Annotated in this window: 17 protein-coding genes; 4 read left to right on the plus strand and 13 right to left on the minus strand. The window is 58.5% G+C overall.

Translation table 11 applies throughout. The annotated features are described in order from the left end of the window. Positions 1-53 precede the first annotated feature (53 nt). Positions 54-1,034, plus strand: a complete 981-nt coding sequence (locus QN399_RS17885; protein WP_322179475.1) for an OmpA family protein — start codon at positions 54-56, stop codon at positions 1,032-1,034. An 89-nt stretch (positions 1,035-1,123) separates the two neighbouring features. Here the strand turns inward: QN399_RS17885 and cobA are convergent, their stop codons facing one another. The 11 genes from cobA to QN399_RS17935 all read right to left on the minus strand — a co-directional run bounded on the left by cobA (position 1,124) and on the right by QN399_RS17935 (position 14,399). Next, positions 1,124-1,882: a uroporphyrinogen-III C-methyltransferase gene (gene cobA / locus QN399_RS17890; RefSeq protein ID WP_330201331.1), complete on the minus strand. Its 759-nt coding sequence runs from the start codon at positions 1,880-1,882 to the stop codon at positions 1,124-1,126. Positions 1,883-1,895: 13 nt separating this feature from the next. Beyond that, positions 1,896-4,625, minus strand: coding sequence for a molybdopterin-dependent oxidoreductase (locus QN399_RS17895; RefSeq protein ID WP_330201332.1), 2,730 nt, complete (start codon positions 4,623-4,625; stop codon positions 1,896-1,898). Continuing rightward, positions 4,625-4,942 (minus strand): nitrite reductase small subunit NirD, encoded by a 318-nt coding sequence (nirD, locus tag QN399_RS17900; RefSeq protein WP_322179472.1) that lies wholly within the window; start codon positions 4,940-4,942, stop codon positions 4,625-4,627. Before nirD ends, QN399_RS17895 begins: the two co-directional genes overlap by 1 nt. Next, positions 4,939-7,383: a nitrite reductase large subunit NirB gene (gene nirB / locus QN399_RS17905; RefSeq protein ID WP_330201333.1), complete on the minus strand. Its 2,445-nt coding sequence runs from the start codon at positions 7,381-7,383 to the stop codon at positions 4,939-4,941. The genes nirD and nirB overlap by 4 nt, the downstream gene beginning before the upstream one ends. 291 nt (positions 7,384-7,674) lie before the next feature. Next, positions 7,675-9,333 (minus strand): bifunctional protein-serine/threonine kinase/phosphatase, encoded by a 1,659-nt coding sequence (locus tag QN399_RS17910; RefSeq protein WP_322217749.1) that lies wholly within the window; start codon positions 9,331-9,333, stop codon positions 7,675-7,677. Positions 9,334-9,341: 8 nt separating this feature from the next. Beyond that, complete coding sequence (locus QN399_RS17915) at positions 9,342-10,553, minus strand: nitrate/nitrite transporter (protein ID WP_330201334.1); 1,212 nt, start codon at positions 10,551-10,553, stop codon at positions 9,342-9,344. A gap of 206 nt (positions 10,554-10,759) precedes the next feature. Beyond that, entirely contained in the window at positions 10,760-11,335 is a 576-nt protein-coding gene (locus tag QN399_RS17920; protein WP_322179469.1) for an ANTAR domain-containing protein, read from the minus strand. A 14-nt stretch (positions 11,336-11,349) separates the two neighbouring features. Continuing rightward, entirely contained in the window at positions 11,350-12,561 is a 1,212-nt protein-coding gene (locus tag QN399_RS17925; RefSeq protein WP_330201335.1) for a CmpA/NrtA family ABC transporter substrate-binding protein, read from the minus strand. Between the two features lie 261 nt (positions 12,562-12,822). After that, complete coding sequence (locus tag QN399_RS26845) at positions 12,823-12,990, minus strand: pyocin S6 family toxin immunity protein (RefSeq protein ID WP_369125136.1); 168 nt, start codon at positions 12,988-12,990, stop codon at positions 12,823-12,825. A gap of 14 nt (positions 12,991-13,004) precedes the next feature. After that, positions 13,005-13,244 (minus strand): pyocin S6 family toxin immunity protein, encoded by a 240-nt coding sequence (locus tag QN399_RS17930; protein WP_322179467.1) that lies wholly within the window; start codon positions 13,242-13,244, stop codon positions 13,005-13,007. A 15-nt stretch (positions 13,245-13,259) separates the two neighbouring features. Beyond that, a complete protein-coding gene (locus QN399_RS17935) occupies positions 13,260-14,399 on the minus strand; it encodes an S-type pyocin domain-containing protein (protein ID WP_330201336.1) in 1,140 nt (379 codons plus the stop codon). 220 nt (positions 14,400-14,619) lie between these two features. On the opposite strand from QN399_RS17935, the gene QN399_RS17940 reads away from it, so the two are divergent. Further along, complete coding sequence (locus QN399_RS17940; RefSeq protein WP_330201337.1) at positions 14,620-15,654, plus strand: quinone-dependent dihydroorotate dehydrogenase; 1,035 nt, start codon at positions 14,620-14,622, stop codon at positions 15,652-15,654. Between the two features lie 113 nt (positions 15,655-15,767). Here the strand turns inward: QN399_RS17940 and QN399_RS17945 are convergent, their stop codons facing one another. Beyond that, positions 15,768-15,983: a ribosome modulation factor gene (locus tag QN399_RS17945; RefSeq protein WP_080290409.1), complete on the minus strand. Its 216-nt coding sequence runs from the start codon at positions 15,981-15,983 to the stop codon at positions 15,768-15,770. A gap of 579 nt (positions 15,984-16,562) precedes the next feature. Here QN399_RS17945 and rlmKL point away from each other — a divergent pair. Together rlmKL and QN399_RS17955 are read left to right on the plus strand one after the other, a co-directional pair. Next, positions 16,563-18,833 carry a bifunctional 23S rRNA (guanine(2069)-N(7))-methyltransferase RlmK/23S rRNA (guanine(2445)-N(2))-methyltransferase RlmL gene (gene rlmKL / locus QN399_RS17950; protein ID WP_330201338.1) on the plus strand — a complete coding sequence of 757 codons (2,271 nt, stop codon included), beginning with the start codon at positions 16,563-16,565 and terminating at the stop codon, positions 18,831-18,833. 134 nt (positions 18,834-18,967) lie between these two features. Next, positions 18,968-21,328: a diguanylate cyclase gene (locus QN399_RS17955; protein ID WP_322179463.1), complete on the plus strand. Its 2,361-nt coding sequence runs from the start codon at positions 18,968-18,970 to the stop codon at positions 21,326-21,328. Between the two features lie 91 nt (positions 21,329-21,419). Here the strand turns inward: QN399_RS17955 and dacB are convergent, their stop codons facing one another. Next, positions 21,420-22,886 (minus strand): D-alanyl-D-alanine carboxypeptidase/D-alanyl-D-alanine-endopeptidase, encoded by a 1,467-nt coding sequence (dacB, locus tag QN399_RS17960; protein ID WP_322179462.1) that lies wholly within the window; start codon positions 22,884-22,886, stop codon positions 21,420-21,422. Positions 22,887-23,021: the final 135 nt, after the last annotated feature.

Consider the following 23,021-nt stretch of genomic DNA (forward strand, 5'->3'; position numbering starts at 1 on the left):
CTGTCCTTCAGTACGAAGGATCGCTTAACAATCACCAGATGGGGATTTAACGGATGAAACTGAAAAACACCTTGGGCATTGCCATTGGTTCTATTGTAGCCGTGACTTCGTTCGGCGTTCTGGCACAAGGCCAAGGCGCGGTCGAGGGTGAGCTGTTCTACCAGAAACACTTCAACCGTAGCGTCGACGACGTTGAGGATGGCTACAATCCTGGTGCTTCCATCGGCTACTTCCTGACCGATGACGTCGAAGTGATTTTGGGCTACGACAAAACCAATTACACGCGCTCGAACAACAACACCAACTGGCAGAAAATTCGCGGCGACGAAGCTTCTCTGACCGGTATGTACCACTTCGGTACTGTTGGTGACGCTATTCGTCCATACGTTTCCGGTGGTTTCGCTCACCAGAGCTTGACCAACGTGCAGGCTGATGGCCATTCGGGTCGTGACCAATCCACATTCGCTACAGTCGGTGGCGGTGCCAAGTGGTACATCACTGACAACTTGTACGCTCGTGCTGGCGTTGACGCTTCGTACAAACTGGACAACGGTAAGTGGGACTACGCTCCTACCATCGGTCTGGGTGTGAACTTCGGCGGTGGCTCCAAGCCAGCTCCGGCACCGGTTCCAGAGGCAGTTGCTGCAGAGCCAGCACCCGTTGCAGAACCAGCTGTTGCTGAGGTTGTACGTGTTGAGTTGGACGTGAAGTTCGACTTCAACAAAGCCGTTGTCAAGCCTAACAGCTACAGCGACATCAAGAACCTCGCTGACTTCATGAAGCAGTACCCACAGACCCGCACTACTGTTGAAGGTCACACTGACTCCGTCGGTCCTGACGCTTACAACCAAAAACTGTCTGAGAAGCGTGCAAGCGCTGTCAAACAGGTTCTGGTTAACCAGTACGGTGTTGGTGCTAACCGCGTGAATTCGGTTGGCTATGGCAAATCCCGCCCAGTTGCTGATAACGCAACTGACGCTGGCCGCGCTATCAACCGTCGCGTAGAAGCTCAAGTAGAAGCTCAAGCTAAGTAATTAGCCCCCGCTTCAAGAGAAGCCCGGCTTTGGCCGGGCTTTTCTTTGTCTGCGATTTGATGCTTTGATGCCTCGTTGTGTGCGGTAGGTCAGCCACAGTGCTTAAGGCTATTCGCCAACACATCGGCTCCCGCAGAGTTGTAGCCCCCCGCCACTTCTCCAATCACCAGAATCGCCGGGCTTTTCAGTTCGAAGGCGACGGCGTCCAGCTGCATGTCAGCCAGCGTGCTACGGCATTCGCGTTGATGGGGCAGTGAGGCGTTTTCGATCATGGCCACAGGCGTGTTCGCAGCCAAACCACCCGCGAGCAGGTTGTCGCGTATTTCTGACAGTTTGGCGACGCCCATGTAGACCACCAGTGTCGTGCCACTTTGTGCCAGCGCTGGCCAATTCAGGCTGCTGTCGTCCTGCGTGTGAGCGGTGACCAGGGTCACGCCACGACTGACGCCACGCAAAGTCAGAGATATACCGCACTGAGTTGCTCCGGCCAGTCCGGCAGTGATGCCGTTGACCAGTTCGACCTCAACCCCTTTCGCCCTCAGCCACTCGGCTTCTTCGCCACCGCGTCCGAAGATGCACGGGTCGCCACCTTTAAGTCGCACCACGCACTTGCCTTGTCGGACATAACGCAGCATGAGTCGATGGATGAAGGCCTGAGGTGTCGAGCGACAGCCGCCGCGCTTGCCGACGGCGATCACTCGAGCTGTAGGGCAGTGTTCCAGTATCGCAATATTGACCAGGTCGTCGATCAACACCACCTGGGCTTCGTGCAAGGCCCGCACGGCCTTGAGCGTAAGCAGTTCAGGGTCACCAGGGCCTGCGCCCACCAGCCAGACTTTTGCGCTCATGCTGCAGCCCTCATTAGCTAATTGCCATTGGCAGCGGGTTGGCCGCCAGCAGTCGTTTGATTTCCGGTACGCATGAGCCACATTGGCTACCGCAGCCCAGTTGTGTTTTCAGCTCAATCAGATCAAGTCCGCGACCAATCCCGGCCAGCACGGCGCTTTCGCTGACATTCATGCAGTTGCACAAGGTTTTGCTGCTGTGAGGCGTGGCCGCTGCGTTACCGGGTGGGGTGCTGATCGGCGCTAGGAGCCAGCGGCGCAGTTGTTCATCGGCGCGGCCTTCCAGCCACAGGTTCTGCAGCCAATGCTGGGCGATGGTTTCCCCGGCCAGGCGGATGGCGGTGATTCGGCCATTTTCGATGCGCACCCGCTTGCCAATAGAGCGGCGTGGGTCGTCATAGGACAGTACCGGGCCTTCATTCAGGCCAAGTAGCTGGTCGATCTGTGTGAGTAATTGATTGTCCGGCGCTTGGGTGCTGGCAGCGCGGATCAGCAGAGCAGGACGCTCGCGACCGGCCAGGCTGAGGCTGGCGTAGGCAAAGTTTTCGCACAGCGGGCGCAGGGCTTCAAGATGAGCTTGTACGTCGCCTTCGACCAGCGCAAACAGTTGCCACGGCAACGTCACTGCCTCAATGCGCACACCGGTGTGCTTGAGCTCCGGTTGCTTGGACAGTGGGTCGAACGCCGGTTGTGTGAGGACGTTAACGCCTCCCTTGAGAAAGCGATCACCCCAGTGCATCGGCAAAAACGCCTGGCCTGGTCGTACGCTGTCATCGCTGCTGACGGGCACGATCAAACTACCGCGACGACTTTTCAGACTTACCAGATCGCCCGCTTGCAGGCGATGGCGGCGCATCTCGTCAGGGTGCAAGCTCAATACGGCTTCGCTGACATGGCCGAACAACCGGGCAGCGGTGCCTGTACGGCTCATGCCGTGCCATTGATCGCGCAGGCGCCCTGTGTTCAGGGTCAGCGGGAAGCGTGCGTCACGCAGTTCCTTGGCGGCTCTGTAGGGTTCGGCAATGAAGTTGGCGCGGCCCGACTCGGTGGGGAAGATGCCGTCGCCATACAAGCGCGGTGTTCCTGTCCGGGCACCGGCTGGGAAGGGCCATTGTTGTGGGCCTTGTTGATCGAGCACGGCATAGCTGATGCCCGACAGATCCAGATCACGCTCGCGCGTCAGCTGTTTGTATTCATCGAACAGCGCTTGAGGTTGATCAAACGCGAACAGGCTGGGCGTGCCTGGACGTAGCCGTTGTTCCAGGCGTTGGGCGAAGTCCACGGTAATCGCCCAATCCGCGCGTGCCTGGCCGGGGGCCGGTATCGCCTGGCGCACGTGAGAGATGCGTCGTTCCGAGTTGGTGACTGTGCCTTCTTTTTCGCCCCAACTTGCCGCAGGCAAAAGCAGGTCGGCAAAGCGGCAGGTTTCGGTGGTGCGAAAGGCTTCCTGCAGGACCACAAAGGGGCACGTGGTCAGCGCTTGCTGAATTTTCTGTTGATCGGGCAACGACTGCGCGGGGTTGGTGCAGGCAATCCAAAGGGCCTTGATCTTGCCCGTCTGCAATTGCTCGAACAACTCGATGGCGGTCAGGCCGGTAGAGTCGGGTAACGCATCGACCCCCCAATACGCGGCAACCTCTGCGCGATGCGTGGCGTTGGCCGCTTCGCGGTGGCCCGGCAGCAAATTGGACAAGCTGCCTGTTTCGCGGCCGCCCATGGCGTTGGGCTGACCGGTGAGAGAGAAGGGGCCTGCGCCGGGACGGCCGATTTGCCCGGTTGCCAAATGCAGGTTGATCAGTGCGCTGTTCTTGGCGCTACCCGAGGTGGACTGATTCAAACCCATGCACCACAGCGACAGAAAGCTCGGGGCGGTGCCAATCCATTGCGCGCAGGCGTGCAGTTGCTCCACGGGAATGCCGCAGATTTCGGCGACCATTTGCGGGGTGTAATCGCGCACCAGGGTTTTTAGCTCTGCATAGCCCTGGGTATGCTGATCGATAAAGCTGCGATCGATCCAGTCTTCCCAAAGCAGCAGGTGCAGGATGCCGTGAAACAGCGCGACATCGGTGCCGGGCTGGATCGCCAGGTGCAAGTCCGCCAGTTCGCAGGTGTCTGTGCGGCGCGGGTCGACCACGATTATTGTCATGTCCGGCCGCTGGCTTTTCGCTTCTTCCAGCCGACGGAAGAGCACCGGGTGGGCATAAGCCATGTTGCTGCCAACGATTAGCACGCAATCGCTGAGCGCAATGTCCTCGTAGCTACACGGTGGTGCGTCTGCACCCAGGCTGCGTTTGTAGCCGACCACTGCGGAAGACATGCACAGCCGCGAGTTGCTGTCGATATTGTTGGTGCCGACCAGTGCCCGGGCCAGTTTGTTGAACGCGTAATAGTCCTCGGTCAGCAGTTGCCCGGAGACGTAAAACGCAACGCTGTCCGGGCCGTGTTCGCGAATGGTGTCGGCGAACACGTTGGCCGCGTGGTCAAGCGCTGTGTCCCAATCGGTGACGCTACGGGCCAAGGATTTACCCAGGCGCAGTTCCGGGTACAGCGCCCGAGCCGTCAAGTCGCCGGTCAGGTGCAGGCTTGAACCTTTGCTGCACAATTTGCCGAAGTTGGCCGGGTGCCGGGGATCGCCGCTGACGCCGAGAATGCGCTCGTTGTCATGTTCGATCAGCACGCCACAGCCGACTCCGCAATAACAGCAGGTCGACGCGGTGATCTGCGTTGTAGCGGCGGGTGGGCGCATTATGCTGCTTCCTTCAATGCCAGTTGCACGCGGCCGTTCTCTACCCGGGCCAAGTGTGTGTGCGTGCAGCCCACGTCGGGCGCCTGCGCTGCACCCGATTCCAGGTCGATCTGCCAGTTGTGCAGCGGGCACGCTACGCGCTTCCCATAGATCAACCCCTGAGACAATGGGCCGCCTTTGTGTGGGCAACGGTCGTCGAGGGCGAAGACTTCATCGTCGCTGGTGCGAAAGATGGCGATGTCCCCCTTGGGCCCTTCGATGATGCGCGAGCCCAGTGGGTTGATGTCTTCCAGAGCGCAGATATCGAGCCAGTTCATGCCAGCACCTCCACAGGGATGCGTTCGAATTCTTTCTTCAGCAGCGGTTGCTTGATGCGCTCTTTCCATGGGTCCTGCTCGAATGACAGTGAGAACTGCAATTTCGCGTTCAGGGCCCGGCGGTTATCGTGATCTTCCAGCACTGCTTTTTTGATGTGCTCCATGCCGACCCGCTGCAGGTAGTGCACGGTGCGCTCCAGGTAGAATGCTTCTTCGCGATACAGCTGCAGGAAGGCGCCGTTGTATTCGCGGACTTCTTCAGCGGTTTTCAGCTTGACGAAGAATTCGGCGACTTCGGTCTTGATCCCGCCGTTGCCACCGATGTACATCTCCCAGCCGGAGTCGACGCCGATGATGCCGACGTCCTTGATCCCGGCTTCCGAACAGTTGCGCGGGCATCCGGATACGGCCAGTTTGACCTTGTGCGGTGACCACATATTGAAAAGATCGTGCTCGAGTTCGATACCCAGTTGGGTCGAGTTCTGCGTGCCAAAGCGGCAGAACTCACTGCCGACACAGGTCTTCACCGTGCGGATCGATTTGCCGTAGGCATGCCCAGAAGGCATGTCGAGGTCTTTCCAGACACCCGGCAAATCCTGCTTCTTGATCCCCAACAGGTCGATACGCTGCCCGCCGGTGACCTTGACCATGGGCACGTTGTACTTGTCGGCGACATCGGCAATACGGCGCAGCTCGGACGGGTTGGTCACGCCGCCCCACATCCGCGGTACCACCGAATAAGTGCCGTCTTTCTGAATATTGGCGTGAGCGCGTTCGTTGATCAGGCGCGATTGCGGATCGTCCTTTGCCTCGCCTGGCCAGGTGGAAATCAGGTAATAGTTCAGCGCTGGACGGCAGGTGGCGCAGCCGTTGGGGGTGCGCCAGTTCATGTAACTCATGGCGCCGGCGATGGTCAGCAGATGCTGATCGCGGATGGCCTTGCGGATTTGTCCATGGTTCAGGTCGCTGCAACCGCAGATGGCTTTTTCGCTCTTCGGTTTGACGTCCGCCGCGCCGCCCACGGTGTTGATCAGAATCTGCTCCACCAGACCGGCGCAAGAACCGCATGAGCTGGCTGCCTTGGTGTGCTTCTTCACGTCATCGACGCTGAACAGGCCATGTTCCTGAATCGCCTTGACGATGGTCCCTTTGCAGACCCCATTGCAGCCGCAGACTTCGGCACTGTCGGCCATGCTCATGGCTTTGTCCTGGCCCTGGTGGCCGACATCGCCCAAGGCGTTTTCGCCGAACATCAGGTGGTCGCGGATTTCATTGATCTGATGGTTTTCGCGGATTTGCCGGAAGTACCAGCCGCCGTCTGCGGTGTCGCCATACAGGCAGGCACCGACCAGGATGTCATCCTTGATCACCAGCTTTTTATAGACCCCGCCAATCGGGTCGGACAGGGTGATGGTTTCGGTGCCTTCGCCGCCCATGAAGTCGCCAGCGGAAAACAGGTCGACGCCGGTCACTTTCAACTTGGTCGAGGTCACCGAGCCTTGATAGCGCGCAAAGCCCAGTTGCGCCAGGTGGTTCGCGCAGACCTTGGCCTGTTCGAACAGCGGCGCCACCAGTCCGTAGGCAATACCTCGATGGCTGGCGCATTCGCCGATGGCATACACGCGCGGGTCGTAGGTTTGCAGGGTGTCGTTGACCAGAATCCCCCTGTTGCAGGGGATGCCAGCCTGTTCGGCCAATTCGGTGGCGGGGCGGATGCCGGCGGCCATGACCACCAGATCAGCAGGGATCACATCGCCGTTCTTGAATTGCACAGCTTTCACCCGGCCTTTGCCGTCATCGAGCAGTGCCTGGGTCTGTTCTTTCAGGCGGAACGTCAGGCCGCGTTTTTCCAATTCCATTTGCAGTAAATGCGCGGAAGTCTGGCCCAGTTGGCGTTCCAGCAGCCATTCGCCGATGTGCACCACGGTCACGTGCATGCCGCGCAGCTTGAGGCCATTGGCGGCCTCGAGGCCGAGCAGGCCGCCACCAATCACCACTGCGTGGGTGTGGGTCTTGGCGGTGTTGATCATGGTCTGGGTGTCGGCGATGTCGCGGTAGCCGATCACACCCTGCAGGTCATTGCCAGGGATTGGCAGGATAAAGGGGGTCGAGCCGGTCGCGATCAGCAAACGATCATAGTGGGCTTCGGTGCCGTCGTCGGCGATTACCAGGCGCTTGGCGCGATCTATTTTCACTACTTTACGGTTGAGCAGTAGCTGGATGTTGTTTTCCAGGTACCAGCTCAAATCGTTGAGCACGATTTCATCGAACGTTTGCTCGCCGGCCAATACTGGCGACAGCAGAATGCGGTTGTAATTGGGGTGTGGCTCTGCGCCGAACACGGTGATGTCGTACAGGTCGGCGCTCAGTTTGAGCAGCTCTTCGAGGGTGCGAACGCCGGCCATGCCGTTGCCAATCATCACCAGTTTGAGTTTTTTCATAGTGCCTCCGAGAGACCACGAGGGGCGTGCTCGACAAGTTCCGCGCAAACAAAAAAAGGCGTCCCGCTAGTCACCTAGCGAGGACGCCTTTGTCCAGTCCCGTTCTCTCGGGAAGTGCAGCTTTCGTCGTTGAAAGCGGACACTTTATAAATTGCTTGATGAACCTAATGCAGTGGTTGTGCCAAGTCGGTGGGCGCCCATGATTACGGGGGTTTTCCAGGCGTTGTGCGGGGTTGATTGCACTCTTTTAACGCGGATTGCGCGCAAGTGGTGCGATCTTGGGTCGCCACCTCATCCACGCAAGATCCAGATAATCAGCAACAGATTCACCAGCAACGACGTCAGCGCCAGTGCTCGCCATACCTTCAGCGGCTCCCGTTCCAGCAGCGGTCTGGGCTTGACCTTGAGCGTGGTCAGTTCGGCCTGCTCCAGTTCCAATAACCACTCTTCGGCGGTCTCATAACGCTGGGTCGGGTCTGCGCTCAGCGCCCGGCTCAGGTTGCGCTCCAGCCAGTCCGGTACGTCCGGTCGATAGCGACTGGCTGGAACCGCCACGCCAAAGTGCGGGTGTTGAAACGCTTCGATTTCGCCATAGGGATAGTGCCCGGTGAGTAAGTAATACAGGGTCACTCCGGCGCTGTATAAGTCCTGTTGTCCACTGGGTGCTACGCCGTCAAAAGCTTCGGGGGCGATATAGCTGGGTGTGCCGGGTAAGTCGTTGGCGGTATCGACTGACAAACCGGGGCAATACGCCAGGCCGAAATCCAGCACGCGCAGCTCGCCACCGTCATCGAGCAGCAGGTTCTCCGGCTTGATGTCGCGATGCACGATGTTGCGCCGATGCAGTAGACCCAGGGCGCGCAGCAAGCTTATGGCCATATCCTGCCATTGCGGCAACGGCAGTGGACCGTTTTCCTCGAACACCTGGGCCAGGGTCTGACCGGGGTATTCGCGCATCACGTAATACAAATGCTGACGTTCGGGGGCGGGATGTATTTCAGGGAAAAACCGTCCGGCCACGCGCCGCAAGAACCACTCTTCCAGTAGCAGGCTTTGTCCGGCATTACTTTCGGCATGACGACTTGCAGGCAGGGTTTTCAGTAGCCAGGGCTGTTGCTGCTGATCGCGGACCCGGTATAGCAGGGATTGCCGCGACTGCCCGAGTACCGTTTCCACCTGCCAGCCTTCGAACCGTTGGCCTGGCTTCAGCGCGGGAGGTATTGACCATTGCTGAAGCTGGATCAGGGTGTCGCCAAGGTTATCCTGCCCCAGCCCATCGACCTGAATCAGCAGGGCGCTGGCGTTGTCCTGACTGCCCGCCAGGTGCGCGGCGCTGACCAGGGTCTGCACCGCGTTATCGAGATTGTCCTGCTCACGCAGGATTGAGCTGATGCTGGCTTCGCTGAGCGTCGACCACACGCCATCACTGAGTATCAGCCAGCGCTCGCCCTCGCGCAGTTCGCCGTCGAGGTAGTCCATGACCACGTATTGATCGAGTCCCAGCGCGCGCTTGAGGACGTGTTGCATGTCCGGTTGTTCCCAGACGTGGTCCTCGCTGACGCGCAGCAGTTGCCCCGCGTGCCAGCGGTAAACCCGGCAATCGCCGACATGGGCCAGGGTGAAACGCCGGCCCCGTAAGACGATGGCACTCAAGGTAGTCAGCAGGCCATTGGCCTGCAGCCAGCGATTCTGTGCCAGCAACAGGCGGTCCAGCGACTGCGCGACACCCCAGGTTTCCGGGGTGGCGTAGTAATCCAGCGCCAGTGCCTGCAAGGTCGAGCGGGCCGCCAGCCCGCCGTCGGCACAATGGCTGACACCGTCGGCGAGGGCGAAGAGGTAGCCCTTGCTCGCCGCCAGTGCCGGCATCGGCGTCACCAAGCGACCCGCATCCTGATTTTCCGTGCGCGGACCGCTGGCGCTGAAATGGGCGAAGCTCAGTTGCAAGCTCATCGGAGAGGTTAAACCCGTGCCGCCGTCACCGCTGCCGAGCCCCATGTGGTTCTCCAGCGGCGTTTGACGTTATGCAGGCCGAACCAGGCCAACACACCGAGGCTGGCGAACAGCCACAAACCCATTTGGTAGTCGCCGGTGTTCTGCTTGATTGCACCCAGACCGGCTGCCAGGAGGAAGCCGCCCACGCCACCGGCCATGCCGATCAAGCCCGTCATGACACCGATTTCCTGACGAAAGCGCTGTGGCACCAGCTGAAACACTGCACCGTTGCCGGCACCCAGGCCAAGCATTGCCGAAACGAACAGGGCCAGGGCAGCCCAAGAGCTGGGCAGGTTAAACCCGACAGCCGCAATACCGATGGCCGCTACTGCGTACATCCCCGACAAGGTACGAATCCCGCCGAACCGGTCCGCCAGAGCACCGCCCAGTGGGCGCATCATGCTGCCACCGAACACACAGGCTGCGGTGTAGTAGCCTGCAGTCACCGGGCTCAGGCCGTATTGGTCGTTGAAATAGCCGGGCAGGGCGCTGGCCAGGCCAATGAAGCCACCGAAGGTCACTGCGTAGAAGAACATGAACCACCAGGTGTCACGGTCGCCCAAGGCTTTCATATAGTCAGCCATGGATTTGGTTTTGGCCCGTTGCGGGGAGTTGCGGGCCATCAAGGTAAAAACGATCAGGACCAGGATCAGCGGAATCAGGGCGAAGCCGAACACGTTGGTCCAACCAAAGGCCAAGGCCAGTGCGGGGGCGATCAGGGCGGCGAACACGGTGCCGGAATTGCCTGCACCGGCAATGCCCATGGCCTTGCCTTGATGCTCGGCCGGGTACCATTGCGAGGCCAGCGGCAGGGCGACTGCGAACGCGGCGCCTGCCATGCCGAGGAACACTCCGAGCAGCAAGGCTTGCTCATAGCTGTGAATGCCCAGCTGCCAGGCCGTCAACAACGCACTAATGACGACCACTTGACCGATGATGCCGGCCGTCTTGGGCGACAATTTGTCCGCAAGCAGACCCATGAATACGCGCAGAAAGGCACCCGCCAGAATCGGCGTCGCGACCATCAATCCGCGCTGCTGGGTGGTCAGGTGCAGATCGCCGGCGATCTGTACGGCCATTGGGCCGAGCAGGTACCAGACCATGAAGCTCAGGTCGAAATACAGGAAGGCTGCGAACAGAGTCGGCTTATGGCCGGCTTTCCAGAAGCTTGTATTCATTGAACACCTCATCTGCAAAAAAGAGTGGTGGCCTGAGGCCCGAATGCAAAAAAAAACGCCGCAACCCGATTCGCGTTTGCGAGAGGGGTATGCGACGTCTTTGTCGTAAGTGGGGCAACCGCCGTTGGCTACCTGTGTAATCTCTGAAGCAAAAGCCGGGCCATCATCAGGGGATTGCTCTCGCGCAGCGCGTGATAGCAGTCAATTCATCCCAGTAACTCACTCATGGCAATGATCTGCTCAGCCACCTGAATCAGCTTCTGCTGGCGGCTCATGGCTTGGCGGCGCATCAGGGTGTAGGCCTCTTCCTCTTTGCAGTCTTTCATTTTCATCAGCAGGCCTTTGGCCAATTCAATGCGTTTTCGCTCCACCAATTGCTGGTCGCGTGCCTGTAATTGGGCACGCAGCGCTTGATCGCTCTCAAAGCGGGCCATGGCCACGTCCAGAATCGGTTGCAGTCGTTGGGCATTGATACCTTCAACGATGTAGGCACTGACCCCGGATTTGATGGCTTGGCGCATGACGAGCGGGTCGTGCTCATCGGTGAACATCACGATAGGGCGCGGCAGATCGCGGCTGACCAGTACCACTTGCTCCATCACGTCTCGGCCGGGGGATTCGGTGTCGATCAAAATGACGTCGGGGCGCACGGCCTCTACCCGTGCAGGCAAGTCGATGGTCAGCCCGGACTCGTCGATCACCTCGAAACCGGCCTCGCTGAGTGCGGCCTTGAGACGTCCGACTTTTTTTGCCGTGTCATTTATCAGCAGGATACGCAGCATGTTCGCGACTTCCTTCAGCGACTGACACGGGTGGGGACGGCATCGGCCAGCGCGTGCAGCTTGAAGCTGTGTGCATAGGCCGTGGGGTCGCTACCGTCCCAGACTTTGCCATCAATCAGCTGGCTGCTGCGCATGGCAGACTCAGGGACTGCAACGCCGACAGCGGCCGCTGCCTGGCTATACAGCTTCAGTTGCTGTACTTGCGTGGCGATCCCAAGATAGTCAGGGTCTTCGCGCAACAGGCCCCAGCGCCGGAACTGGGTCATGAACCACATGCCGTCGGACAGGTAAGGCAGGTTGACCTCGCCTGCGCCATGAAAGCGCACGGCATGCAGGTCATGCCAGCGATTACCGAGACCGTCGGCATAATCCCCCATGAGGCGTGGTTCTATGCAATCCACCGGCGTATCTAAGTAATCGCTGCCGCTGAGCAATTGCGCGGTACTGCGCCGATTTTCATCGTTTTGTTCGATAAAGCGGCTGGCTTCCAGCACTGCCATGACCAGCGCCCGTGCGGTATTGGGGTACTGCTCGACAAACTCACGGGTGCAGCCGAGCACTTTTTCCGGGTGGTCGGGCCAGATCGCCTGCGTCGTCGCCAAGGTAAAGCCAAGGCCCTGATTCACCGCGCTGGCGCACCAGGGTTCGCCGACACAGCAGCCGTCGATACGCCCGGCTTGCAGGTGCGCGACCATTTGTGGCGGCGGCACGACCACGCTGTTGACGTCGTTCAGCGGGTGAATGCCCTGGCTCGCGAGCCAGTAATACAACCACATGGCATGTGTGCCTGTGGGGAAGGTCTGGGCAAACGTCAGTTTTGTACGGCTTTGGTGCACATACCGATCGAGTGCGTCAGGACTGGTCACGTTCGCGTCCTGCAACGCTTTGGATAAGTTGATGCTTTGCCCGTTCTGGTTCAGGCCCATCAGCACCGCCATGTCGGTGCTCACGGAGCCGCTGATTCCCAATTGCACCGCATAGATCAGCCCGTAAAGGCTATGAGCGGCGTCCAGTTCGCCACTCACCAGCTTGTCGCGCAGATTGGCCCAGGACGATTGGCGTTTCAGGTTCAGGGTCAAGCCATAGGGCTGAGCAAACCCTTGGGTGGCGGCAACCACCAGTGGTGCGCAGTCGGTCAGGGCCATGAAGCCCAGGTCGATGGTATTTTTTTCCGGCGCGTCGCTGCCTGCGACCCAGGCCAGAGTGTTGTTCGGTAGTGTGTTCATGCCGATTTATTCATGGTCAAAGCGCCATCCATAAAAAAGCGTCGCTCAGTCGTTTGCAAATGCAAAGACGGTCGCGACGCCATTGTCCGATGCCTCGCTCCGCCGTTGGAACGAGTGTAGATAACGGTGGGATGTGCAAGGCATATGCCATCCTTGCCGCGACACATGACCTGTAGTGCGCTAGCTGTAAAGTCCAATGCAATACATCAAGTCATCTTTGATGGGCTCACTGAGTGCCGCCATTACCGCTACGGCTTGACCTTACGTTAGATCGTTTTCGCCCATAGGCACGTCCGTCAGGGACGCCCACCCCATTGCGGCGAGCACTGCTGACTCTAACTCTTGCGGTACAGCTCTTTCGTACTGCAATGAATTTCCGGATTGGGTTCGGGATAAAATCCACTGATTACGATAAATGTCATGGATCAAGATGGGACCTACGGCTATGCCCGTACTCCGATAAACAGGTCTAGTCCCATTGGCAATTGCTCATTGATCGCTACGGCTATCTGCTGTGCTTGTTTGCTGGTTAGCAACCATTCCCCATCTGGGCTCTCATTCATATTTTTCCAGCCAAGAATTCCCATTACAGCGGCTTCATGCTCAGGCTGAATGGTGAGGTCGTATTTTAACGAGTCGTCCTCATCATCGCCTTTTAAAAACCCACTGATCCATAAAAACATAATTGGCCTCATATCCTATTTTGGTGTGGTTCTGCCGGGTTTTGCTGGCTTGGTTTGTTCGCCCGTTTCCGCGTTGAATTCACCAAGGTGTTTCCCCTGCGGATCGTACATTTCAACAGCGCCGTGCTGGCTATCCCACTCGTACATTCGGCCCTTGCGGTCTTTCCAGCGGCTACGCATACCTCCACCACCCTGAACGCTGCTTTTGGATTTAACAGGAAAGGTATCTGGAAATGCAGGCAACACCAATGGCGGCTTGTGGTACTTGATATCACCCCCGCCAGCAGGCTTTGAAAGCACCAAATACAGCGAGTTCAGCCCCGTATCTGCTGGAAACACCAGAATACAGTCGTCGGTGGTGATGTCCTCTCCGGGAAGGCCTTCAATCTGCGAGTCTGTGCCTTCGGGGATCGGGTGGACCAGGATAGTGCCCAACCGTCCGCCATTGTTGTCGGGATAAACCAGCGGCGGCATTTGTACCAGTCCGCTGCGCCGCGGGGTCCAGAGAATGGTGATGCCGTTGAGCTTGGTCTCCATCGCGGTTTTGTCGGCGTTCCACGTGGCCTGCACCGTGCGTACTGTGTCGTCGCCCGAGGCGCCGGTATGGATGCCGTAGACCTGCAGCGCGCCCTCGGCATCGCGGCGGAACTGGAAGCGCACACGCGTGGGCGCGTGAGTCATGTTGCGCAACTGATTGTCGGTGTAGAGTGTGCCGTCGCCCATTTTGGCCGGGAGCATTCCCAGTATGAAAATGCTGGCAGGCCCGCCCGCGCCGCGCAGTGCCCAACTGAGCCCCTGCTGCATGATTCCACCACCGGCCATGCGCCCCAGCGCCAGATCTGCACCGAGGGCCGTTGCTATAGCGGTGTTGGCAGATGGAATAAGCATGGCACCCGCCACCATCACGTTGCCGAAGTTTGAGGTGGGCTCTGGGGCGGTACCGGCTTCAGTGCGGCACCATTTGCCAGAAATGCAGGACTTGGCAAAGACTAGGTCTGTACGTTTTTTGGGGGGCGGCCATCGATCTTCGGCGATGTAAATCCGCTCTGGCTCAGAGGGTTTATTCCAGGCTGCCCACGAGCCACCACCGTTCGGAAGATTCCGGCTTGATGCGAAAAAACTGTCGAAAGGTTTTTTTGAGTTGTCCTTGCTCATGACAAGTCCCTGTATCACTTTATGTCGAGCCGGATAGCCTGTCGCTCAGCCCGGTTCCGGTCAATATGACTTGGTAACCTGAAGTTTCAGACTCGCCAATGCGCTTGCCGTTTCAGAAAGGGCACAGGGCAAGCGCGCTGCAAGTTCGAACTCGCCTATGAGCCCTAGCCCGTCTATAATCGACGCCCTGAATTCAGCCGCTCACGAGCCAATCCCGCCCATGTATAACCTGGCCCGCCAGTTATTGTTCAAACTCTCCCCCGAGACCTCCCATGACCTGTCGCTGGATCTGATCGGCGCGGGCGGGCGTTTGGGGCTCAATGGTTTGTTTACCAAGGCGCCTGCGCATTTACCGGTAACGGTCATGGGCCTGAACTTCCCTAACCCGGTCGGGTTGGCCGCGGGGCTGGACAAAAATGGCACGGCGATCGATGGGTTTGCGCAGTTGGGCTTTGGTTTTGTCGAAGTCGGCACCGTGACCCCGCGCCCACAGCCGGGCAATCCGAAACCACGGATTTTCCGTCTGCCGCATGCCGAGGCAATCATCAACCGGATGGGTTTCAACAATCTGGGTGTCGATCACCTGATCAGCCGGGTACAGGCTGCCAAGTACCGCGGCATCCTCGGGATCAACATCGGCAAGAATTTCGATACCCCGGTAGAGCGCGCCGTGGACGACTACCTGATCTGTCTGGATAAGGTCTATGCCCATGCCAGCTACGTGACCGTGAATGTCAGTTCGCCGAACACGCCTGGCTTGCGCAGTCTGCAGTTCGGTGACTCGCTCAAGCAATTGCTCGAAGCCCTGCGCCTGCGTCAGGAGGACCTGGCGCAAAAACACGGCAGGCGCGTGCCGCTGGCCATCAAGATTGCGCCTGACATGACGGATGAAGAAATCGTGCAGGTCGCTGCTGCGCTGGTTGAATCAGGCATGGATGCGGTGATTGCGACCAACACCACGCTCAGTCGCAAAGGTGTTGAAGGGTTGCCCCATGCGGACGAAGCAGGTGGCCTGTCGGGCGCGCCGGTTCGTGAAAAGAGTACCCATACGGTCAGAGTACTGGCGGGTGAATTGGCCGGGCGGTTGCCGATCATTGCGGCGGGTGGGATCACAGAAGGCAAGCATGCGGCTGAGAAAATCGCTGCAGGTGCGAGTCTGGTGCAGATATATTCGGGCTTTATTTATAAAGGACCGGCGTTGATTCGCCAGTCGGTTGATGCAATAGCGGGGATGTCGTCCCGCCACAGCGCATAAAAAAGGGGTTCCTTGACGGAACCCCTTGGGCTTTAGCCCGCCGCCCGGGTGGGGCGTGCATGGTTTAGGTCATCTTTCAAAATTTTAAAAAAACTTGATCGGAATGTACCTGATTAGCCGACCGCGTGAAGTTCGTTGAGTCTGTGGATACCCGCAGTGCCGGTCATACCGTCCCAGTTGTCGCCGCGTCCTTCTCGCCAGCCATTGATCCAGGCTTGGCGTACCGACGGTAGAGTAAAGGGGCAAAGCTCACGGGATTTACCATGAACACCAAATTGATATCCGCGTAAAAATGCTCTTTCCAACGGATCACGCTTAAGTCTTCTCATAGGGTGTTGCCCTCGTTTGTTGACTGTAATGTCCCTGATGACCTCATGTTGAGGTCGGGCAGAATCTTCTGCCGTTGGTGCCCGCTGCCGGCGTCGCGGGCTTGGTGTTGTCACCGTTGCGGTGACAACCTGTGACGAGTTCTAACCAATGCGCTTAGCTCTGTGAATGATCGTTTTGTCATAAGAACGTAACTATTGGCGTGGTAATGCCATAAGCATGACACTCATTCGCAGGTTTTTTTTGCCACAGGCCCCCTGAGCCGAGGCTTTGAATGACGGCCGATACGGTTTTTCAAACGCGAATGATGGCGGATTGCTTTCAGCCGTAAAACGACGAAGGGTCAGGATGTGACTTTTTATTACAGCGACCTTCAACCTAAATGGTCGATGATCGAACGATCAATTGTCTTTTGGCCACCAAGCTGATGGACTGACTGCTGCGTCGACGCAACGCGCCGATGACGGTGGACCGGCACAATATGTGTGCCACGCAGGCGGTCTCCAAGAAAGGCGTCTGTTTAAAATCTGGTCGGGCAATGCGTTGCCCCGCCGCTTATCGCTTAAGGCCCTGGATTACCCATGTCGGACCGTTACGAACTCTTTCTTACCTGCCCCAAGGGCCTCGAAGGTTTGCTCGCTGAGGAAGCCACCGGGCTTGGCCTCGAGGAGACCCGCGAGCACACCTCGGCCATTCGTGGCATGGGCGACATGGAGATGGCCTATCGACTGTGCCTCTGGTCGCGCCTGGCCAACCGGGTGTTGCTGGTGCTCAAGCGGTTCCCGATGAAAGATGCCGAGGACCTGTATCACGGTGTACTCGATGTCGAATGGGAAGATCACCTGGACGCTGAAGGCAGTCTCGCGGTGGAGTTCAGCGGTAACGGTTCGGGGATCGACAACACCCACTTTGGTGCGCTGAAGGTCAAGGATGCGATCGTCGACAAGCTGCGTACCCCGTCGGGCCTGCGTCCTTCGGTCGATAAGCTCAACCCGGACTTGCGCGTTCACCTGCGCCTGGACCGCGGCGAGGCGATTCTGTCATTGGACCTGTCTGGACACAGTTTGCACCAACGTGGTTACCGCTTGCAGCAGGGTGCGGCGCCGTTGAAAGAAAACCTGGCGGCAGCGATTCTGGTGCGGGCCGGCTGGCCGCGCATCGCTGCTCAAGGCGGCGCGCTGACAGACCCGATGTGTGGCGTCGGCACCTTCCTGGTGGAAGGGGCGATGATGGCTGCGGATATCGCGCCAAACCTCAAGCGCGAACGCTGGGGTTTTTCGGCCTGGCTCGGGCACGTCCCTGCCTTGTGGAAGAAACTGCACGAAGAGGCGCAGGCGCGGGCCGATATCGGTCTGGCCAAGCCACCGCTGTGGATTCGCGGTTATGAAGCCGATCCACGCCTGATTCAGCCCGCTCGCAACAACATTGAACGCGCAGGCATGAGTGAGTGGGTCAAGGTCTATCAGGGCGAAGTCGCGACGTTTGAGCCACGTCCCGATCAGAACCAGAAAGGGTTGGTCATCTGTAACCCTCCTTACGGCGAACGTCTGGGTGATGAGGCGAGCTTGCTCTATCTCTACCAGAACCTCGGCGAACGTCTGCGTCAGGCATGCCTGAACTGGGAAGCGGCGGTGTTCACCGGCGCGCCGGATCTGGGCAAGCGCATGGGTATTCGCAGCCACAAGCAATATGCCTTCTGGAACGGCGCCTTGCCGTGCAAATTATTGCTGATCAAGGTTCAGCCGGATCAGTTCGTCACCGGCGAGCGCCGCACACCTGAGCAGCGTCAGATTGAGCGTGAGCAGATCGAGGCGGATGTATCGGTTGAAGTCGAAGCGCCCGGCAAGTACGAAAAGTACAACAAGAACGGCAACCCCATTCGCAAACCTGAGCCGGTTATTGAACAGGCGCGGTTGAGTGAAGGCGGGCAGATGTTTGCCAACCGCTTGCAGAAAAACCTCAAATTGCTGGGCAAGTGGGTCCGTCGTGAAGGCATTGATTGCTATCGGGTCTACGATGCCGACATGCCCGAGTACGCGTTGGCCATCGATTTGTACCACGATTGGGTTCACGTTCAGGAATACGCCGCGCCCAAGACTATCGATCCGGAAAAGGCGTCGGCCCGTCTGTTCGATGCGCTGGCAGCGATTCCCCAAGCATTGAATATCGACAAGAGCCGGGTGGTGATCAAGCGCCGTGAGCGCCAGAGCGGCACTAAGCAGTATGAACGCCAGAGCGCCCAAGGACAGTTCCTTGAGGTGAGCGAAGGCGGTGTCAAACTGCTGGTGAACCTGACCGACTACCTGGATACCGGGCTTTTCCTCGATCACCGGCCGATGCGCATGCGCATTCAGCGTGAGGCCGCGGGCAAGCGCTTCCTGAACTTGTACGCCTACACGGGGACCGCGAGTGTGCATGCGGCAAAGGGTGGCGCACGCACAACCACCAGTGTGGATCTGTCCAAGACCTACCTGGATTGGGCTCGACGTAATCTGTCGCTCAACGGTTTCTCTGACAAGAACCGTCTGGAGCAGGGCGACGTCATGGCGTGGCTGGAAGCAAGTCGTGACGAGTACGACTTGATTTTCATCGACCCGCCGACGTTCTCCAATTCCAAACGTATGGAAGGGATCTTCGACGTGCAGCGCGATCAGGTGCAGTTGCTTGACTTGGCGATGGCGCGTCTGGCGCCGGGCGGTGTGTTGTACTTCTCCAACAATTTCCGCAAGTTCCAGCTCGATGAGAATCTTAGCGAGCGCTATGCGGTCGAAGAAATTACGGCGCAAACCGTTGACCCGGACTTTGCTCGCAACAGCAAGATTCACCGTGCATGGCGTATTACAGCCCGCTGAACCAGCGATACGCCCCCCCCTGGCTTAATTAGTTAGGGGGGGAACTCAAGTGGGGCTAGGCAAACTGGTGGCAAATGGCTATAACTGAGCCATGGCCACGGTTGCACCACAACGCTGGCGTATGAGTTCTGCTTATGTCGCCAAACAGCGTTCGGTCCAGAATTCTCGGCTTGATCCACGAAGACGCGCTTGCGCCGTCCGCAGCGATCCTGGCTTTTGCGGCAGGTGCTGTGCTGACCGCGATGCTCGTGTCGGCCAGCGCCGACATGCACCAACGCCGACTTGATCAGCGTTTCAATCTGTTGGCCAGCGAACGCTTCAGTCGTATTCAGGAGCGCTTCGACGATCAAGTCCAGCGCCTGGATGGCCTTCGCCGTTTCTTCGTTTTCTCCGACCAGATCACTCAAGCTGAGTTCGATGGTTACGCGGCGCCTTTACTGGTGGTTACGCAGGCGTATTCCTGGGCGCCAAGGGTCCCTGGCGCAGAACGTTCGCAGTTTGAGACGCACGCGCGCGCACAGGGGCTGACCGATTTCACCGTTCGCGATCTGTCCCCGAGCGGTCAGCTAACGCCTGCTGTTGATCGCCCTGAGTACTTCCCAGTCCTGTATACCCAATCCAGAAGCACAGAGCCGCTGCCGCTGGGCTTTGATGTGATGTCTGAAAGTATTCGCCGAGCCACGCTTGAGCGTGCCGCGCAACGAGGCAGCATGGCCGTGTCGCCACGAATGGATCTGGTGGGGCTTGAGCCCGCGAATACCAGTGGTCTATTGCTGGTGGCACCCGTGCTGTTATCGGTAGTCGATGGCGGCGCGAAGAAACAGGCATTGTCTGGGTACGTGATGGCGGTGATCGGTCTGCGCATATTGATGTCCGAAGGGTTGCCCGCCCAGGATCGCGACAATCTGGCGTTGCAGCTGTTCGACCTTTCTTCGCCAGAGCAGCCCGAGCTGCTGTATCAGTCGGCAAACCAGGCGGTGGAAAGCAATCTGCGCATCAGTACGCTGTTGAGCATGGCAGACCGACGTTATCTGCTGGAACTTCGTCCATCCGCTGTTTTTATTGCTGCCAACCGGTCGTCGTCGACCAGCGTGATTGTGTTGGGGGGATTGCTGAGTCTGATCCTCAGCGTTTTGCTGTATAGCCTGGTCAATCAGCGTCAACGCGCCTTACTGCTGGTTGAGCGGCGTACGGCCGAATTGCGCAGCGTGCTAAACGCTGCGACTCAGGTGGCGATCATTGCGACTGATCTGCGCGGCGTCATCAGTACCTTCAACGTGGGTGCACAGCAGATGCTCGGCTACAGTGGCGATCAAGTGCTGGGGCAGTTCACGTTGGGGGATTTACACCTTGGCACCGAGCTTTCAGCTCATGGCGAGGCATTGAGCCAGCGTTATGGTTGCGAGGTGCCGACTGCCGAGGCGATGTTAGTCGAGGCGATGGAGGAGGGTGCCTATCCTGCACGGGAATGGACGCTGGTGCGTCGTGACGGCAGCTCGCTGGTGGTCAATATGCTGGTCACGGCGGTGCGCGATGAGCGTCAGCAATGGGTGGGTTATCTCGCAATCTGCGTTGATATCACTGAAGGCAAACGCGCCCATCAAGCGTTGGCTGCGCGCGATCAATTGCTGGAAAAGCTTAGCGCACAGGTGCCTGGAGGAATTTATCAATACCAATTGAACAGCGATGGCAGTTCCTTCTTTACCTACACCAACAGCGGTATGTGGCGGATCTACGAACTGCCTCATGATGTAAAGCAGCAAAGTGTAGAGGCCGTACTCGATCGGATCCATCCCATGGATTTGCAGCGAATCAAGAAGTCGATTTGCTATTCCGCCGAGCACCTGACGCCGTGGCGTGAGGAGTATCGCGTCGAGCTGCCACGCCAGGGCCAGCGCTGGTTGCATGGCGAGGCGATGCCTGAGCGATTACCCGACGGCGGGGTGCTGTGGCATGGCTTTATCTCCGATATTTCTGACTTGAAGCGTGTTGAGGATGAACTGCGCGCGCTATCAGTGACGGACGTGCTGACGGGCGTGTACAACCGTCGTTATTTTCAGGAGCGGCTCAAGGCCGAACTCTCTCGGGTTCATCGGCATGGCGGGGAGTTGTCGGTGATCATGCTCGACATCGATCACTTCAAGCGCATCAACGATCAATTCGGTCATGCGATGGGCGACCATGTGCTGCAAGGGCTTTGTCAGCGGATCAATCAGCGCTTAAGGCAAGATGATGTGTTCTGTCGGCTAGGTGGCGAGGAGTTCATGGTGTTGTGTCCCAACGCGACTGGGGAAAACGCACATGCGCTCGCACTCGAGTTATGGCAGGTACTGCGGGGGGAACCCATTGAGGGTGTGGGCGTGGTGACGGCGAGTTTCGGTGTTGCCAGCTGGCGTCCTGTTGAAGGCGGTGATTCGCTATTGCTGCGGGCGGACTCGGGCGTTTATGCCGCCAAACAGGCTGGGCGTGATCGCGTCGAGCCAGAGTTGTCATGAGGTAAAACAGTTCTGTCGTGTGATACGCCACCTTCACGCAGGCAAGCCTGCGTGAAGGTGCGGGGGACGTCCGAGCGACGTGGTATCAGGATTACTGTTGCAGTGAAATGGCGGTGTTGACCAGCTTCGGTTGGCGATACAGATCGAGCAGGACTTCATCGAGCACCGAAGATGTGCCGCCTACGCGTGAGTCATTGAGGATCGCGACCACCGCCCAGGTATTGCCATTGATGTCGCGGCTGAAACCGGCAATTGCGCGGACGGTATTCAGGGTGCCGGTCTTGATGTGCGCTTCGCCCCTCATCTGCGTAGTTTTGAGGCGCTTGCGCATGGTGCCGTCCATGCCCGCCAGCGGCAGAGAACTCATGAATTCCGCTGCGTAGGGGCTGCGCCAGGCAGCCTGTAGCAAAGTCGCCATTTCACGCGCACTGACCCGCTCGGCGCGCGACAGCCCCGAGCCATTCTCCATCACCAGGTGCGGCGCAGTGATGCCCTTCTTCGCCAGCCATTGACGAACCACGCGTTGCGCGGCTTTGGCATCATCGCCGTCTGCTTCATTGCGGAACTTCGCGCCAAGGCTCAGGAACAATTGCTGAGCCATTGTGTTGTTGCTGAATTTATTGATGTCACGAATGATTTCTGCCAAATCCGGGGAAAACGCTTTGGCCAGCAGCTTGGCGTTGCCGGGCACGACATCGACCCGATCCTTGCCCAGAATGGTGCCGCCCAGTTCCTGCCAGATTGCGCGTACTGCGCCCGCCGCGTAAGTCGGATGGTCCAGTAGCGACAAATAGGTCTGCGAACTGCAGCCTTCGCCCAACTGACCGTTGACCACGACGGTAATGCTGCCATCAGCCTGGGTTACCGGGTTATAGCGCATGTCTCCGGTGCATTTGTTCGAGGCCAGCGCCTTGACCTGATTGTCGACATGAATGCTGGCAATCGGTGGCTCTACAGACACCAGCACTTTGCCGGAGTCGTTGCGCGCGACAAAGCGCAAGGCCTTGAGGTTAATCATCAGTGAGTCGGGCTTGACCAGAAACGGCTTGTTCTCATCATTGCCGTCGTCGTTGAACACCGGCAATTGCGGCTGGATGAAATGGCTGCGATCCAGGACCAGATCGCCAGTCACCTGTTGCACACCGTTGGCACGCAAGTCACGCATCAGAAGCCAGAGTTTTTCCATGTTGAGCTTGGGATCACCACCACCCTTGAGGTAGAGGTTGCCACGCAACACGCCATTGTTCAGGGTGCCGTCAGTGAAAAATTCGGTTTTCCATTGATGCGTAGGGCCGAGCATTTCCAGCGCCGCATAGGTGGTGACGAGCTTCATGGTCGACGCCGGGTTGACTGAGACATCGGCATTGAACACGGTCGGGGTGCCGGGACCGTTGAGCGGCAGCATCACCAGGGACAAGGCATTATTCTGCAGCTTGGCGGCTTTGAGGGCCTGTTGAACCTTGGGCGGTAGCGAGGTATTGACGGGGGCCGCAGTGACTGGCATCGCCAAGGGCAAAAAAAGGCCGGCGAAAAATAAGTGACGTAAAGATTTGATCATGTGAAATAAAACCCTGCTACTGAGGAGGGGGTAAATGGAGGGCATGGATGGATTCCCTCAATCATCGCAACGTCAACCGGAATGAAAACGGCGATTCAATACCCTGTTTCACCGACAGATGAATGGTCGGTACTT

Source organism: Pseudomonas sp. 10C3 (genome assembly GCF_036346185.1).
In the GTDB taxonomy this organism is placed as follows: Bacteria; Pseudomonadota; Gammaproteobacteria; order Pseudomonadales; family Pseudomonadaceae; genus Aquipseudomonas.

Coding starts and splice junctions, on each gene's coding strand:
- QN399_RS17885 (WP_322179475.1), top strand. CDS start 54: ATGAAACTGAAAAACACCTTGGGCATTGCCATTGGTTCTATTGTAGCC.
- cobA (WP_330201331.1), bottom strand. CDS start 1,882: ATGAGCGCAAAAGTCTGGCTGGTGGGCGCAGGCCCTGGTGACCCTGAA.
- QN399_RS17895 (WP_330201332.1), bottom strand. CDS start 4,625: ATGCGCCCACCCGCCGCTACAACGCAGATCACCGCGTCGACCTGCTGT.
- nirD (WP_322179472.1), bottom strand. CDS start 4,942: ATGAACTGGCTCGATATCTGCGCTCTGGAAGACATCAACCCACTGGGC.
- nirB (WP_330201333.1), bottom strand. CDS start 7,383: ATGAAAAAACTCAAACTGGTGATGATTGGCAACGGCATGGCCGGCGTT.
- QN399_RS17910 (WP_322217749.1), bottom strand. CDS start 9,333: ATGAGCTTGCAACTGAGCTTCGCCCATTTCAGCGCCAGCGGTCCGCGC.
- QN399_RS17915 (WP_330201334.1), bottom strand. CDS start 10,553: ATGAATACAAGCTTCTGGAAAGCCGGCCATAAGCCGACTCTGTTCGCA.
- QN399_RS17920 (WP_322179469.1), bottom strand. CDS start 11,335: ATGCTGCGTATCCTGCTGATAAATGACACGGCAAAAAAAGTCGGACGT.
- QN399_RS17925 (WP_330201335.1), bottom strand. CDS start 12,561: ATGAACACACTACCGAACAACACTCTGGCCTGGGTCGCAGGCAGCGAC.
- QN399_RS17930 (WP_322179467.1), bottom strand. CDS start 13,244: ATGTTTTTATGGATCAGTGGGTTTTTAAAAGGCGATGATGAGGACGAC.
- QN399_RS17935 (WP_330201336.1), bottom strand. CDS start 14,399: ATGAGCAAGGACAACTCAAAAAAACCTTTCGACAGTTTTTTCGCATCA.
- QN399_RS17940 (WP_330201337.1), top strand. CDS start 14,620: ATGTATAACCTGGCCCGCCAGTTATTGTTCAAACTCTCCCCCGAGACC.
- QN399_RS17945 (WP_080290409.1), bottom strand. CDS start 15,983: ATGAGAAGACTTAAGCGTGATCCGTTGGAAAGAGCATTTTTACGCGGA.
- rlmKL (WP_330201338.1), top strand. CDS start 16,563: ATGTCGGACCGTTACGAACTCTTTCTTACCTGCCCCAAGGGCCTCGAA.
- QN399_RS17955 (WP_322179463.1), top strand. CDS start 18,968: ATGTCGCCAAACAGCGTTCGGTCCAGAATTCTCGGCTTGATCCACGAA.
- dacB (WP_322179462.1), bottom strand. CDS start 22,886: ATGATCAAATCTTTACGTCACTTATTTTTCGCCGGCCTTTTTTTGCCC.